Origin of the sequence: Nocardiopsis potens DSM 45234, from assembly GCF_000341105.1 — a bacterium.
Classification (GTDB): Bacteria; Actinomycetota; Actinomycetes; order Streptosporangiales; family Streptosporangiaceae; genus Nocardiopsis_A; species Nocardiopsis_A potens.
The window spans coordinates 12,541-26,095 of the sequence record NZ_ANBB01000025.1 but is presented as its reverse complement, the minus strand read 5'-3'; the positions used below and the strand labels follow the sequence as shown (position 1 = coordinate 26,095).

The following is a 13,555-nucleotide window of genomic DNA, read 5'->3' as shown; positions in this document are numbered from 1 at the left end:
TTCGCAGCGCTTTCCACATATGCACTGAAAAGCACTGAAAAGCAGGATTGCACCCCGACCTCCCTCATGCCTCCCGCCCGGTTCCAGAAGCACTCAAGACCGACTTCCCTTTGACTTCCCGACGACTTCCAGCGGTCCGTTCGATGACCGCCGGCGACGGTGGCACTTCCACTGCCCCTGTCTGCGCCTCGGAGAGACGGTCTCTCCTGCCTCTGGGGGCTAGGACAGAGGGGTGCGGCGGGGGCGGGGTCAGGCCGCCCAGTCGCGGCGGGCGGTGGTGAGGGAGGCGCGGTAGGCGGTGTAGGCGCGCTCGTAGAAGGCGGTGTTCTCCGGGCGGGGGGCGACCGTGCGGGAGCCGGAGGCCCAGCGGTCCTCGTCGACCGGGCGGCCCAGGGCGCGGGCGGCGGTGATCACCGCGCCGCGCGCGCCGACGCCGGGGTCGGCCGGCACCGTGACCGGGCGGTTCAGCACGTCGGCGAAGATCCCGGTCCACTCCGGGGAGCGGATCCCGCCGCCGCAGGCGTACAGGGCGCCGGTGAGGCCGGCCTCCTCCAGGCAGTGCCGGGCGGCGAAGGCCACCGATTCGCACAGGGCTCGCACCAGGTCGGCCCGGGTGTGCTGGAGGGTGAGGCCGGTGAACCGGGCGCGGGCCGCGGCGTCGACGAACGGGGCGCGCTCCCCCGCGCCGGAGAGGAACGGCAGCGCGCGCACCCCGCCCGCGCCGGGGGCGGAGGCGGCGAGCAGCGCGTCGGTGTCGGCCGTGTCCGCGCCGACCAGGTCGCAGGCCCAGTCCAGGCCGGCGGTGCCGACCATCGCCGCCATGGCGCGCAGGTACAGGTCGGGGTCGGGGGCGGCGAGCAGCATGCCGGCCGGTTCGCCCTCCCGGTCGAACCCCGGGCCCTTGCGCAGCACCTGGCAGGCGAGGGTGGTGCCGGCGATGAGCAGCCCATCGCCGGGCTCGCGCACCCCGGCGCCGATCGCGCAGGCCGGCATGTCGAACGGCCCGGCGGTGACCGGGAGCCCTTCGGGCAGGCCGAGCAGCCGGGCGCCCTCCGCGTCGAGGGAGAGCACGGTGCCGGGCGGGGCGGGCTCGGCCAGCAGGCCGCGGCGGTGGGTGAGGCCGCAGGCCGCGATGGCGGCGTCGTCGTAGCGGCGGGTGGCCGGGTCGAGGAAGGGCAGCGAGGCGTCGGAGACGTCCACAGCCACGGTCCCGGTGAGCCGCTGGGCGACCGCGTCGACGCAGTACCCGGCGGTGGCGGCCCGGTCCAGCGCCTCCGGCTCCTCGGCGTCCAGGTGGGCCAGGAGCGCGGCGGCGCAGCCGGGGAACAGCCCGGAGCCGGTGCGCCGGAACACGGTGCGGTCCACCCCGGCCGCCTGCCAGCGCGCCACCGTCCCCGCGGCCCGGCCGTCCAGCCAGGAGATCGCCGGGCGGACCGCCCGCCCCTCCTCGTCGCGCAGCCACAGCCCGTCGCCCTGGCCGGTCAGCGCGAGCGCGGTGACCGGGCGGTCCAGCTCCGCGGCGAGGCGGCGGACCACGCCGGCGACGGTGTCCAGAACCTCCTCCAGGTCCTGCTCCACCCGGCCGTCGGGGAAGCGGGTCGGCTCCGAGGCCGCCTCGGCGTGCGCGACGGAGCGGCCGTCCGGCCCGAAGGCCACCGCCTTGGTCAGCGAAGTGCCGATGTCGACTCCGACGATCATCGGGTCCTCCTTCTGGGAGCCTCCGGCCGGCGGGCCGGGTGGAAACGGGTGGGCGGCGCCGGGCCGACCGGCACCGGGACCCCGGCCCGTTCTCCGCGGCGCGGAGAACGGTGGAAGAGGCGGACGGAGGACCGCGTCCCCGGCCGCCGTGCGCGGGGACCGGGCCGGGGCGTCCTCCGGGCCCCGCAGGCGCGTACGCGGGACCTGCGCCCCGAAACCGCGCCGGGCGGCGACTCCGTGCGCCGCGGGCGCGTACGCGGGGGCCAGGACCTCGGCGCCGGAGCGGGAGTCGGGCTCCGCACCCCGCGGGCGCGTACGCGGGCCGTGCGGCCGCGCCCGCTCTCGGCGGGCCGCGTTCCCGGGCGCCGCCGGGAGCGCGGCCCGCCGTCCCGGGGACCGGCGCGGAGGGCTTCCCGGTGCACCGCTCCGGCCGCCGCCCGCAGGCGCTCCGAGCGGCGTGCGGGCCGGGGGCGGCGCGGGCCGGCCCGTCCGGTGGGCGGCGCTCCCGTCGGGGCGGGCCGCCGCCCGGGGCGGGTCAGCGGCGGAACCGGTCCAGCACGTCGGGGTTGGCGACGTTGGCCAGGTCCTCGCCGCGCACGTACCGGCCGACCTCGGCGGCGACGATGCGCGCCGCGCGCTCGGCGGTCTGCCGGCTGGCGCCGGCCAGGTGCGGGGTGGCGATGACGTTGGGGGCGTCGCGCAGCGCCCAGTCGGCGGGCGGCGGCTCGACGTCGTAGACGTCCAGGGCCAGCGCGCCCAGGCGGCCCGAGCGGAGCAGGCCGGGCAGCGGCGCGTAGTCGAGCAGCCCGCCCCGGGCGCTGTTCACCAGGACCGCGCCCTCCGGCATCAGGGCGAGCTTGTCGGCGTCGATGAGGTGCCGGGTCTGCTCGGTGAGGCGGGCGTGCAGGCTCACCGCGGCGCTGCGGCGCAGCAGGTCGTCCAGCTCGGCCGGCTCGGCGCCGTCCGCGGTGATCTTCGCGGGGTCCGCGAACGGGTCGGAGACCAGCACCTTCGCGCCGAAGGCCACCAGGACCCGGGCCACCCGGGAGCCGATCGCGCCGTAGCCGACCAGGCCCACGGTGGTGCCCTCCAGCTCCACGCCTGCGTTGGCGTAGGCGTAGTGATCGCCGCGCCAGGTGCCCTCCAGCAGCTCCGCGGAGGAGGTGGAGATCCGGCGCATCGCGGCCAGGAGCAGGCCGACGGCGAACTCTGCGGCGGCCGCGGCGTTGCGCCCGGGGGCGTAGGTGACCGCGACCCCGGCGGCGGTGGCCGCCTTCAGGTCGATGTTGACCGGGCCGCCCCGGGACACCGACACCATGCGCAGGTCGGGCGCGGCGGCGAACACCTTCTCGGTGAACGGCGCCATCTGGGTGACCGCGAGCTCGGCGCCGGCGACCGCCTCGATCACCTGCTCCTCGGTGCCGCTGGCCTCCTGCACCCCGCCGACCGGGCCGAACGGCTCGATCGGCCAGGGCAGGGAGAGCTCGGCGAAGTCGGGGTCGCCGTCCTGCCCGGGGGCGGTGCCCAGCTCCGCCCGCACCGCCGAGGTCAGCAGCCCGGTGCCGACGAACTCATCTCCAGCAGCGAGAATCCGCAACGTTGTCCCTTTCATCAGATTCCTTCCGAGGATCCCTCGGCCTCCGGGCCGGGAGCGCCTCCTGCGGTGTCCTGCGGCGGGGAGGGGGCGGTGCCGGTCCGCGGCCCCTCCGCCTCCTTCGACCGGTTCGGAGCCGCCGCCGGGCCGCCCCCGCCCTGGTCCCGGGCCCGCCGGCCCGTTCCCATCGTTTCAAGCGGCCGCCGGGGCGGCCCGGTGGGGCCGGTCCGGCCTGCCCGGACCGGAGCGCCGCATCCTGCCCGGGCGGCCGCGGGGGACCGCCGCCGCCCGCCGGCTCGGACCCGCCGGTCCGGGGCCGGCACGGCGCCGGCGGGGCCTCAGCGGCCGCCGGCCCCCGCCGCTCCGGCCCCGGCGTGCTCGTTCTCGTACTCGGTGATCCGGGCGACCTTGGCGGCGCTCGGCGAGGCGGCGTCGAAGCGGTGCCCCAGCCACTCGGTGAGGATCTTCTCCGCGGCGTGCGGGCCGATGACCCGCGCCCCGAAGGTGATGACCTGGCAGTCGTTGGACTTGATGGACCGCTCCGCCGAGTAGGAGTCGTGCGCGACCGTGGCGCGGATGCCCGGCACCTTGTTGGCGGCGATGGCCACGCCGATGCCGGTGCCGCAGACCAGCACGCCCCGGTCGGCCTCGCCGCGGGCGATCATCTCGGCCGCCGCCGCGGCCGGGACCGGGTAGGCGGTGTCGTCGGCGGTGTCGCTGACGCCCACGTCGACCACGCCGGCGACCCGCGGGTCGCCCTGCATCAGGTCGCGCAGCCGGTCCTTCAGCTCGACGCCGGCGTTGTCGGCGGCGACCACGATGCGCAGCGGCTCCTCGCCGCGCTCCTGCTCAGCGCTCATCGGATACCTCCTCGGTGGGAACGGGCCGGAGCCCGGTGGTGTCGGCGGGGTGTCCGCCCGTGCTTCTTCCGTCCGGAGCGGGGCCGGTGGCGGGGCGCCCGGACGGAGTGCTCCGCCCGCTCCGCCCCCGGTCCGCCGGGATCCCTGCGGCCGAGGGCGGGGCTCCGGCGGCCCGGAGCGGGCCTTCCGGTCGGCGGACGTGCCGACCGGCCCGGGCGCCCTCCGGGCGTCCGGCGGCCCTCCCGGCGCCGGTCCCGGCGCTCCGGGAGCGCGTCCGGCGCGGCGGGGCCGCTTCCGGGGCGGGGCCTCCGGTGCTCCGGTCGGCGGGCGGGTTCACGGTGCGGGCTCCTCGGCGCCGGTGGCCGCCGACTCCGCCAGGGCGGCGCGGGCGGTCTCGGCGACCGCGCCGACCAGGTGGGCGAAGGAGGTGGCACCGGGGTCGGGGTGGCCCTGGCTGCGGGCGGCCAGCCGGGCGGCGCGGCCCTTGGCCGGGAGCAGGCCCGCGGTGCCGCGGGCCGCCTCGGCGGCGCAGTCGGCGGCCTCGCTCCAGGCCGCGACGGCCTCGGCCGGGCCCGCCGCCGCACCGGCCCGGGCGGCGTGCGCGGACAGCTCGGCGCGGAACGGCCCGATCGCGTCCAGCATGGTCTTGTCGCCCGGTTCGGCTCCGCCCAGCTCGGTGAAGGCGGCGACGGCGCCGTCCACCGCCCGGGAGAGGGCGACCGGGCCGATCTCGGCGGGGTCCAGGCCGGCCAGCCCGGCGCCGGTCTCGGTGAGCAGCACCCCGTACAGTGCCCCGGAGGCGCCGCCCGCCGCGTCGGCGAAGGCGGTGCCGGCCGCGAGCAGCGCGCCGGAGACCGGTTCGCCGCCCTGCTCGGCGGCGCGGGCCGCGGCGACGGCGGCGCGGATGCCGCGGGTCATGCCCAGGCCGTGGTCGCCGTCGGCGGCGACCGCGTCCAGCCGGCCGAGCTCCTCCTCCTGCTCCTCCAGCCGGACCATGGCCGCGGTGAGCGCCCGGTCGACCGGTCCGGCGACCGGGGAGTCGGCGGGCCGCTCCAGGCCGGCGTCCTCGGTGCGCTCGGTGGCGACCGGCTCCAGGACCGCGCCGGTGCTGCGGTAGCCGGGGGTGTCGCAGGGCGCGGCGTAGAGCTCGGCGAGCTCGTCGTCGAGCACCATCGCCGACAGCGAGAGCCCGGCCATGTCCAGCGAGGTGACGAACTCGCCGACCTGGCTGTCCAGCACGGTCAGCCCGGCCTCGGCCAGCCGCCGGTGGATCCGCGGGAAGGCGGCGAACATCTCCTCGTACTTGGTCCGGCCCAGCCCGTTGAGCAGGACCGCGATCCGGGCGCCGGAGGGCAGTTCGGGCAGCAGGCCGTCGACGAGCTCGTCGGCCAGCGCCTCGGCGCCCAGCCGGCCGACGGTGCGCACGCCCGGTTCGCCGTGGATGCCCAGGCCCAGTTCCATGGCGTCCGGGTCGACGGTGAACAGCGGCTCGGCGGCGCCGGGCAGGGTGCAGCCGCCGAACGCGGCGCCGAAGGTGCGGGTGGCCGCGTTGGCCTTGGCCGCGGCGGCGTGCACCGCGTCCAGGTCGTCGCCGCGCTCGGCGGCGGCCCCGGCGACCTTGAAGACCAGCAGGTCCCCGGCGACGCCGCGGCGGCGCTCCGGGTTCCGGGCCGGGCCGCTGGCGATGTCGTCGGTGACCAGGACGGTGCGGCTGTCGACGCCCTCGGCGGCCAGCCGGCGCGCGGCCAGCCCGAAGTGGAGCACGTCGCCCTGGTAGTTGCCGTAGGAGAAGAGCACGCCGCCGCCCTGGTCGGCCTCGCGGGCGGTGCGGTAGACCTGCTCGGCGCTGGGGCTGGTGAAGACGTCGCCGACGACTGCGCCGTCGGCCAGGCCGGGGCCGACCAGCCCGGCGAAGGCCGGGTAGTGGCCGCAGCCGCCGCCGATGACCACGGCGACCTTGCCGGGGCGGGGGGCGCGGCGCGCCACCACCCCGTAGGCGCCGGGGACCTTGCGCACGGTGCGGCCGTAGGCGGTGGCGAAGCCGTCGAGCCAGTCGCGCTTGAAGGTGGTGGCCTCTCCGAGGACGGTCATGCGCGCACCTCCTGGGCCGGGCGCTCGCCGCCGAGGCGGCCGAGCAGCCTGAGCCGGGCGTCGTCGTTGCTCGCGGCCACCTCGGCGGCGAGTCCGAGCGCCTCGGGCTTGGGCGGGTAGGCGGGGTTGGGCAGGGCGATCACGGTCAGCCCGGCCGCGGCGGCGGCGCGGATGCCGTTGCCGGAGTCCTCCACGGCCAGGCACTCGGCCCCGTCCCGGCCCAGCCGGGAGGCGGCCTCCAGGTAGACATCGGGGCTGGGCTTGCCCCGGGCGACCTCGGCGCTGGAGACGGTGGCGGTGAAGCAGGAGGCCAGGCCGTAGGCGTCCAGCACCGCGTCGATCACCGGGCGGGCCGCCGAGGAGGCCAGTGCGATGGGGGCGGCCGCGGCGACGTCGCGCACCATGGCGTCGGCGCCCTCCAGCATCGGGGCGCGGCCGTCGGCGATGGCGGCGATCATCCCGTCGACCACGGCCTTCTCGGCCTCGGCGGCGCGGTCCGGGACCCCGCTGCGCTCGGCGAGGTAGGCCGCCCATTCAGGGGCGCTCTTGCCCTGGCAGGTGGCGGTGTCGGCGGGGGTCCATTCGACGCCGTGCCGTGCCGCGTAGGCGGTCCAGTTCTCCTCCCAGAGGTGCTCGCTCTCGACGAGTACCCCGTCCATGTCGAAGACGACCGCGGCCAGTGTCATCGATACAACCCCTTTCACAAACTCAACGCGAAATTAACATGCTAGTTGTTAGTTGTCACCACCCGGGATGCGAAGAAGCGCGCGGAGCCCTGCGGGGATGCGCGATCCTGGTCGGTATGAGCAAGGAGACGCACGGCGGAAGCACCCGCTCACGGACCATCAGGCAGCAGCGGATCACCGACTACGTGATCAACCGGGGGTCGGCCTCGGCGGCCGAGCTGGTCGAGCTGACCGGGGTCAGCCTCATGACGGTCCACCGCGACCTGGACGAGCTGGCCCGCCGCGGCCTGCTGCGCAAGTTCCGCGGCGGGGTCTCCGCACTGCCCTCCACCGTCTTCGAGAGCAACGAGGAGTACCGGCGCGGCGCGCACGTGGAGGCCAAGGCGGCCATCGCGCGGCGGGCGGTGGAGCAGGTGGAGCCGGGCATGTCGGTGCTGCTGGACGACTCCACCTCCGCCCTGGAGCTGGCCCGGCTGCTGCCCGAGGTGGGGCCGCTGACCGTGGCCACCAACTACCTGGGCGCGATCGAGGTGCTCAAGCGGGCCGACGAGATCCGGCTGATCTGCATCGGCGGGGACTACTCCGGCACCCACGACTCCTTCATCGGCATGGCCTGCATCGAGGCGGTGGAGCGGCTGACCGTGGACGCCGCCTACGTCTCCACCTCGTCGATGACCCCGGAGATGACCTTCCACCAGGAGCCGGAGATCGTGATGGTCAAGCGGGCCATGCTGGCCAGCGCCCGGACCAGGGTGCTGCTGATGGACTCCAGCAAGATGCCGCGGCCGGCGCTGCACCGACTGGCCCCGCTCTCCGACTACGACCGGCTGATCGTGGACGCCGACACCCCCGCCGAGCTGGTCGAGGAGGCCCGCCAGCACGTGGAGACCGAGGTCGCCCCCTGGTGAGCCGGTCCCGCCGCGGGCGCACCGGGCCCGGTGCGCCCGGCCGTGGAATGTTACGGCAATAGAACCGGCTCACGTATTGCATGTTAATTTAACAAGGTCCATGATGTGCCCCGGATCTCGTCTGGAGGACACATGACCACTACCCCTGTGCCGCCCGGCGCCGCCGAGCGCGGCCCCGTCACCCGCCTGCTCGCCCGGGCGGGGCTGCCGATCCCGCTCGCGCTGGGCTACCTGGGCCTGCTGATCTTCATGATCGGCGACGGCATCGAGTCCGGCTTCATCGCGCCGTTCATCGCCGCCAACGGGGCCGGCGACGATATCCGGGCCTCCTACGTCGTCACGATCTACGGCGTCGCCGTGATGCTGGCGTCCTGGCTGTCCGGGGCGCTGTCGGAGCTGTGGGGGCCGCGCCGGGTCATGTTCATCGGCCTGGTGATCTGGCTCGCCTGCCACGTCGGGTTCCTCGTCGTCGCGGCGTCCGGGAACTACCCGCTGATGCTGCTCTTCTACGGGCTCCGCGGGTTCGGCTACCCGATGTTCGCCTTCGGCTTCCTGGTGTGGATCACCGCGGTGGCCCCGGCCAGGCGGCTGGGCGCGGCCGTCGGCTGGTTCTACTTCGCCTTCACCGGCGGCCTGCCCACCCTGGGCGCGCTGGTCGCCAGCTTCACCAACCCGCTCCTGGGGCACTACGGCACGCTCTGGCTGTCGCTGGGCGTCATCACCCTGGGCGGCCTGGTCTGCCTGCTCGGGGTGCGCGAGCGCACCGGCTACTCCCGGCTGGCCCCGCCCGAGGTCAAGCCGGTGCAGAGCCTGATGTCCAGCATGGCCATCGCCTGGCGCAACCCGCGGGTCGGCATGGGCATGGTGGTCCGCGTCATCAACACCGCGCCCGAGTTCGGCATGCTGGTGCTGTTCCCGACGATCTTCGCCGAGCGGATCGGCTTCGGCGAGAGCCGCTGGCTGCTGCTGGTGTCGGTCATCTACGGCACCAACATCTTCTTCAACCTCATCTTCGGCGTGATCAGCGACCGGCTGGGCTGGCGCAACACCATCTTCTGGTTCGGCGCCCTGGGCTGCTCGGTGACCACGCTGCTGCTCTACTTCGTGCCGGTCGCCGCCGGCGCCGACCACTACTGGCTGGCCCTGCTGGTCGGCGCGGCGTACGGCGCGACGCTGGCCGGGTTCGTGCCGATCTCGGCGCTGCTGCCCTCGCTGGCCCCGGAGAACAAGGGCGGCGCGATGGCGCTGCTGAACTTCGGCGCGGGCGCGGCCGCCTTCGTCGGCCCGGCCATCGTCAGCCTCTTCCTCGGCCCGCTGGGCGCCGGCGGCGTGGTGATCGTCTTCGCGCTGCTCTACGTCGCCGCCGCGGTGATGACCTGGTTCCTCAAGCTCCCCGAGAAGACCCAGGCCGCGATGGAGGCCGGCGCCGACCTGCAGGAGATCGCCGGCGAGACGGCCGCCGCGCCGCGCTCCCCGGCCGGCTGAGCCGCCCCTCCCCCGGGCCGCCCGGACGCCGCTCCGGGCGGCCCGCCCGCACGAGACCCGCCCGAATACCCGTCCTTTGCCCTGTTTTTCCGCGCTGACCTGGTGGTACTGTCCGAGCACCCGCGCAACGGCGGCGGGGTGCGCAGCGGAGTCCGGCAAAGAGTGTAAAAATCGACCAACATGAAGCAGCCGCCGTACATCCTCGTCGTGAACGGGACGAAGGTCAGGCGCCCGGTGTTCGTGCTGGGCGCCCCCCATTCCGGGGTCGGCCTCCTCGCCCGCGCACTCGGCCGTGCGCCCGGCCTCCTGCTGGGCTCCGGGCACACCGCCGTGATGAACGCGGTGTACACGGTGGCCCGCCGCCCCTCCGTCGCCGAGGAGCGCGCCTCCGGGACCGCCGCCCTGCTGCGCGACGCCTTCGCCGAGTCCTGGCAGCTCACCCCGGGCAACTGCGAGCGCTGCCCGGACGCCCGCCGCCCCGCCCGGGAGACCGCCGAGCCCTGCCCGCACGCCTCCGGCACCACCGCCTACGGCGACGCCAGCCCCGACCTGCTCTACACCGCCCCGGTGCTCGCCTCGGCCTTCGGCGACGCGGCGTTCGTGCAGATCATCCGGGACGGCCGGGACGTGGTCGCGGACATGCTCGACGACGAGCGGGAGACCGCCTGGTTCCGCCCGGGCGGGATGAGCCTGGACGGCGAGCTGCCGCACCCCTTCTTCGGTGTGGAGACCGAGGAGGAGCGCGACCGCCACCCCTCGCTGTCGGAGGCCGCCAAGTGCGCGATGCGCTGGCGCGGCGCGGTGCGGCTGTCCGCCCGGCTCCGCTCCGAGCTGGGCACCGACCGGCTGATGACGCTGCGCTACGAGGACCTGGGCGGCCGCGAGGTGGAGACCGCCGAGCAGCTGCTCGCCTTCACCGGCATCCGGGTCTCCGCGGTGGAGCTGGTGGAGGCCGGAGCCGCCCCGCCCGGGTCGCACCGCACCCGCCTCACCGCCGAGCAGCGCGCCGACGTGCACGCGGTGGCCCGCACCGAGCTGTCCCGGCTGGGCTACACCAAGCGCTCCGCGGGCGCCTCCCGCTGATGCCCGGCGGAACCGGAGAGGGAGCACCCGTGCCGTCGACGTCCCTGACCCCCGAACCCCTGCCCGGAGGCCCGGCGCGGCCGCCCCTGGACCTGCGCGCCGCCGCGCTGTCGGCCGCCTTCCTGGTGCTGCTGGTGCTGCCGGCGCTCTCCCCGTGGTTCCTCTTCTCCTTCTCCGCTTGGTTCATCCTCGCCCTGGCCGCGGCGGCCGGGGCCACGGGCCTGCTCGCCCCGGACTTCCGCTACGGCGCGGTGCCGCTGCTGGGCGGAGTGCTCGCCGCCGCCCTGGCGCTGCTCTGGGGCGTGGACTCGCTGCTCACGGTCTACAACGGCCTCATCACGGGGGTGGTCTTCGGCGCGTTTCCCTGGCTGCTGGCCGGCGCGTGGGCCCGGCACCGGCGGTCGGTGGCCCGGGAGTGGGAGGCGCTGGAGCGGGCGGAGGAGTCCCGGCGGCACGAGGCCGAGGCGGCCAGGATGCGCGAGCGGAACGCCATCGCCGAGGAGCTCCACGACGACCTCGGGCACTCGCTGAGCCTGGTGGCGCTCAACCTGGGCCGGCTGGAGCTCAGCCCGGAGCTCGGCGAGGAGCACCGGGAGGCGGTGACCCGGGCCCGGCGCGAGGTCGGCGAGGCGGTGGAGCGGCTCGGCGCCTCGGTGGAGCTGCTGCGCGGCGACGCGCCGCCGCCCGCCGAACCGCCCGCGGACGGCATCGCCGGCCTGGTCGCCAACGCCCGCGAGGCGGGCGCCCGGATCGAGGTCGAGGACGAGCCCGGCGCGGAGCGGCTCGCGGAGTTCGGCGCGGCCGGCGTGCACCGGGTGGTCCGGGAGGGGCTGACCAACGCGCTCAAGCACGCGCCCGGGCAGCCGGTGCTGATCCGCTTCGCCGGCCGGGGCGGAAGCCTCGCCGTCACCGTGCGCAACCCGGCCCCCGCCCCGGCCGGGCCGCGCCCCGGAGGTTCGGGGCTGGCCGCGCTCCGCGAGCGGGTGCGCGCCCTGGGCGGGACGATGAGCGCCGGGCACGGCGGGGGCGCGTTCACCCTGGAGGCGGTGCTGCCCCTCGGCGCGGACCGGCCGGCCGGCGCGCCGCCCCCGGAGGAGCCGGCCGACGAGGAGCCCCGGCTGACCGCCGAGATGCGCGGCCGGCTGGAGAAGACCCGCCGCAGGAGCGCGCTGCGGTTCGGCGCGGCGCTGGCCGCGCCGGTCGCCGCGGTGGCCCTGGTCGCCGCGGCCGCGCAGGCGGTCAACGTCCGGGAGGCCTCCCGCTCCCTGCTCTCCCCCGCCGCCTACGACGCCATCGCCCTCGGCGACGACCGCGCGGCGACCGAGGCCCTCCTCCCCGCCCACCAGGCCGACGTGGTGGACCCCGACCCCCCGCCCGGCGAATGCCGCTACCACGCGGTCACCGCCGACCCGCTGGACGACGCCTTCGGCGACTCCTACCGAATCTGCTTCACCGGCGACCGGGTCTCCGCCAAGGACCTCCTGACCACTTCGGCCCCTTGACGCACCGGCCCTCCGGCCCCGCCTCCGCCCGTTCCGGAAGGGGACGCCCTCGGGCGGGGCCGCCCGTCCGCGCCGATGGTCCGCCGTCCGGGTCCGCCGGGGAGCCGCAGGCCCGCCCTCCCGGGGGCGGGCGCACCGCCCCGGAGCGGTCTCAGTCGGGCCGGGTCTCGCGCAGGTAGGCGAGGACGGCCTGGACCCTGCGGTTGCGGGAGGGGTCCGGGCAGGTGCCCAGCTTGGTGAAGACCGCGTTGATGTGCTTGGTGACCGCGCTGCCGCTCAGCACCAGTTCCGCGGCGATGCCCGCGTTGGAGCGGCCGGCGGCCATCAGCCCGAGGACCTCGCGCTCGCGCGGGGTCAGGCGGGCGAGCACCCCTGGAGGGGCGGCCTCCGCCTGCGGACGCCCCTCGGCGGGAGGCCCGCCGTGCACCCGGGCGAGGCCGGGTCGCGGCCGCTCCGGGCGCGGCGGGGCCTGTCCTCGGGGCATCAGCCGTCCTCTTCCACCGCGTCGACGTCGGACAGGACCGCGTAGACGGCCGCGTGCACGGGGACCGCGCCGGGGGCGGGGTCGGAGCTGAGGCGCAGATAGCGTTCGAGGACCCCGGCCAGGTCGTCGCGGAGCCCGGCCAGCTGCTCGGCGGTGAGCCGCAGCGGGTTGCTCGACATGGCGGACCGCCCGCGCCAGGCGTCCGGCAGGCGGTGCCGCCGGTCGATGAAGGTCCGCACGATCCGCGCGTCGCGGTCGAGGACGGTGCGCGCGAACGCGTCCTGCGTCTCGGCTTCCGCGGGCTCGTCGCCGGCGCTCGGCGTGTAGCCGATCCCCTGGGGGACGAGGCGCCACGGGCGCGCCCGCCCCCTGCCTCCCCCGGTCTCCTCGGCCAGCCCGTACTTGCCGAGCAGGCCGAGGTGGTAGGAGCAGGTCTTCGCGGAGAGGCCCAGGCGCTCGGCGGCGGCCGTCGCCGTGATCTCGCCTTCCTCGCGCAGCAGGTAGAGCAGGTCCAACCGCGCCGGATGGGCGAGCGCCCGCAGCCGGAGCGGTTCGGAGGCGGTGTTCTCGGAATGAGCGTTCTCGGAAGGGATGTTCTCAGAAGACATGTTCCCATGGTGGTCTTCCCCGGGAACCCCCGTCAACCTGCACGAACGTGCACCCTTTTCCGCAGAACCCGGTCCCTGCGGAGCCCGGACCACCGGCACCGCTCCCCCTTCGCGTTGATCTCGGGGTTGTTGCCGTCTCAAAGTGCAGGTTCGAGCGGGCAGCGAAGGCAGGGAGGGGACCGGCCGGCCGGTCCGGCGCGGCGCCTCGCGGAGCGAAGCTTCAAACAGGCAGCGAGGGCGGGCAGGGGACCGGCCAGTCGGTCAAGCGCGGCGCCCCACGGAGCGAAGCTTCAAACAGGCAGCGAAGGACAGGAGGGGCACCGGCCGGTCGGTCCGGAGCGGCATCTCGCGGGGCGAGGGTTCAAGCCAGCGGCGACGGCAGCGGCAGGGACGAGGCGCGGGCGGTCGCCCGGGCGCGGCACCTCACGGCGTGGGGGTTCAAGCGGGCGGCGAGGGCAGACAGGGACACCGGCTGGTCGGTCGGGTGCGGCACCTCGCGGAGCCGGGGTGCAAACCGGTGGCGAGAGCGAGCGGGCGCGCCCTGCGCACCTTCGCA

Annotated in this window: 11 protein-coding genes; 4 read left to right on the top strand and 7 right to left on the bottom strand. The window is 76.1% G+C overall.

The features are described 5' to 3' along the window. Window positions 1-249 precede the first annotated feature (249 nt). From D459_RS0109800 to D459_RS0109780, 5 genes are all read right to left on the bottom strand, one after another. Window positions 250-1,698: an FGGY-family carbohydrate kinase gene (locus D459_RS0109800; protein WP_017592826.1), complete on the bottom strand. Its 1,449-nt coding sequence runs from the start codon at window positions 1,696-1,698 to the stop codon at window positions 250-252. A gap of 535 nt (window positions 1,699-2,233) precedes the next feature. Beyond that, window positions 2,234-3,295 (bottom strand): 2-hydroxyacid dehydrogenase, encoded by a 1,062-nt coding sequence (locus D459_RS0109795; protein WP_026120238.1) that lies wholly within the window; start codon window positions 3,293-3,295, stop codon window positions 2,234-2,236. Between the two features lie 335 nt (window positions 3,296-3,630). Beyond that, entirely contained in the window at window positions 3,631-4,152 is a 522-nt protein-coding gene (locus tag D459_RS0109790) for an RpiB/LacA/LacB family sugar-phosphate isomerase (RefSeq protein ID WP_017592824.1), read from the bottom strand. A 333-nt stretch (window positions 4,153-4,485) separates the two neighbouring features. Beyond that, on the bottom strand, window positions 4,486-6,243 hold the full coding sequence (locus tag D459_RS0109785; protein WP_017592823.1) for a dihydroxyacetone kinase family protein: 1,758 nt from the start codon (window positions 6,241-6,243) through the stop codon (window positions 4,486-4,488). Beyond that, entirely contained in the window at window positions 6,240-6,929 is a 690-nt protein-coding gene (locus D459_RS0109780; RefSeq protein WP_017592822.1) for an HAD family hydrolase, read from the bottom strand. The genes D459_RS0109785 and D459_RS0109780 overlap by 4 nt, the downstream gene beginning before the upstream one ends. Before the next feature lie 116 nt (window positions 6,930-7,045). Between D459_RS0109780 and D459_RS0109775 the strand changes: the two genes are divergently transcribed. The 4 genes from D459_RS0109775 to D459_RS33565 all read left to right on the top strand — a co-directional run bounded on the left by D459_RS0109775 (window position 7,046) and on the right by D459_RS33565 (window position 11,907). Next, the gene (locus tag D459_RS0109775) at window positions 7,046-7,837 is read left to right on the top strand and encodes a DeoR/GlpR family DNA-binding transcription regulator (RefSeq protein ID WP_017592821.1); all 792 of its coding nucleotides are present in this window, start codon (window positions 7,046-7,048) and stop codon (window positions 7,835-7,837) included. Between the two features lie 132 nt (window positions 7,838-7,969). After that, window positions 7,970-9,322, top strand: a complete 1,353-nt coding sequence (locus D459_RS0109770; RefSeq protein ID WP_026120236.1) for an MFS transporter — start codon at window positions 7,970-7,972, stop codon at window positions 9,320-9,322. A 180-nt stretch (window positions 9,323-9,502) separates the two neighbouring features. Beyond that, window positions 9,503-10,405, top strand: coding sequence for a sulfotransferase (locus D459_RS0109765; protein WP_017592819.1), 903 nt, complete (start codon window positions 9,503-9,505; stop codon window positions 10,403-10,405). A gap of 29 nt (window positions 10,406-10,434) precedes the next feature. Further along, complete coding sequence (locus tag D459_RS33565) at window positions 10,435-11,907, top strand: sensor histidine kinase (protein ID WP_017592818.1); 1,473 nt, start codon at window positions 10,435-10,437, stop codon at window positions 11,905-11,907. Window positions 11,908-12,058: 151 nt separating this feature from the next. Here the strand turns inward: D459_RS33565 and D459_RS37565 are convergent, their stop codons facing one another. After that, window positions 12,059-12,391 (bottom strand): response regulator transcription factor, encoded by a 333-nt coding sequence (locus D459_RS37565; protein WP_081620504.1) that lies wholly within the window; start codon window positions 12,389-12,391, stop codon window positions 12,059-12,061. Beyond that, window positions 12,391-12,999 carry a helix-turn-helix domain-containing protein gene (locus D459_RS31215; RefSeq protein ID WP_017592816.1) on the bottom strand — a complete coding sequence of 203 codons (609 nt, stop codon included), beginning with the start codon at window positions 12,997-12,999 and terminating at the stop codon, window positions 12,391-12,393. The genes D459_RS37565 and D459_RS31215 overlap by 1 nt, the downstream gene beginning before the upstream one ends. Window positions 13,000-13,555: the final 556 nt, after the last annotated feature.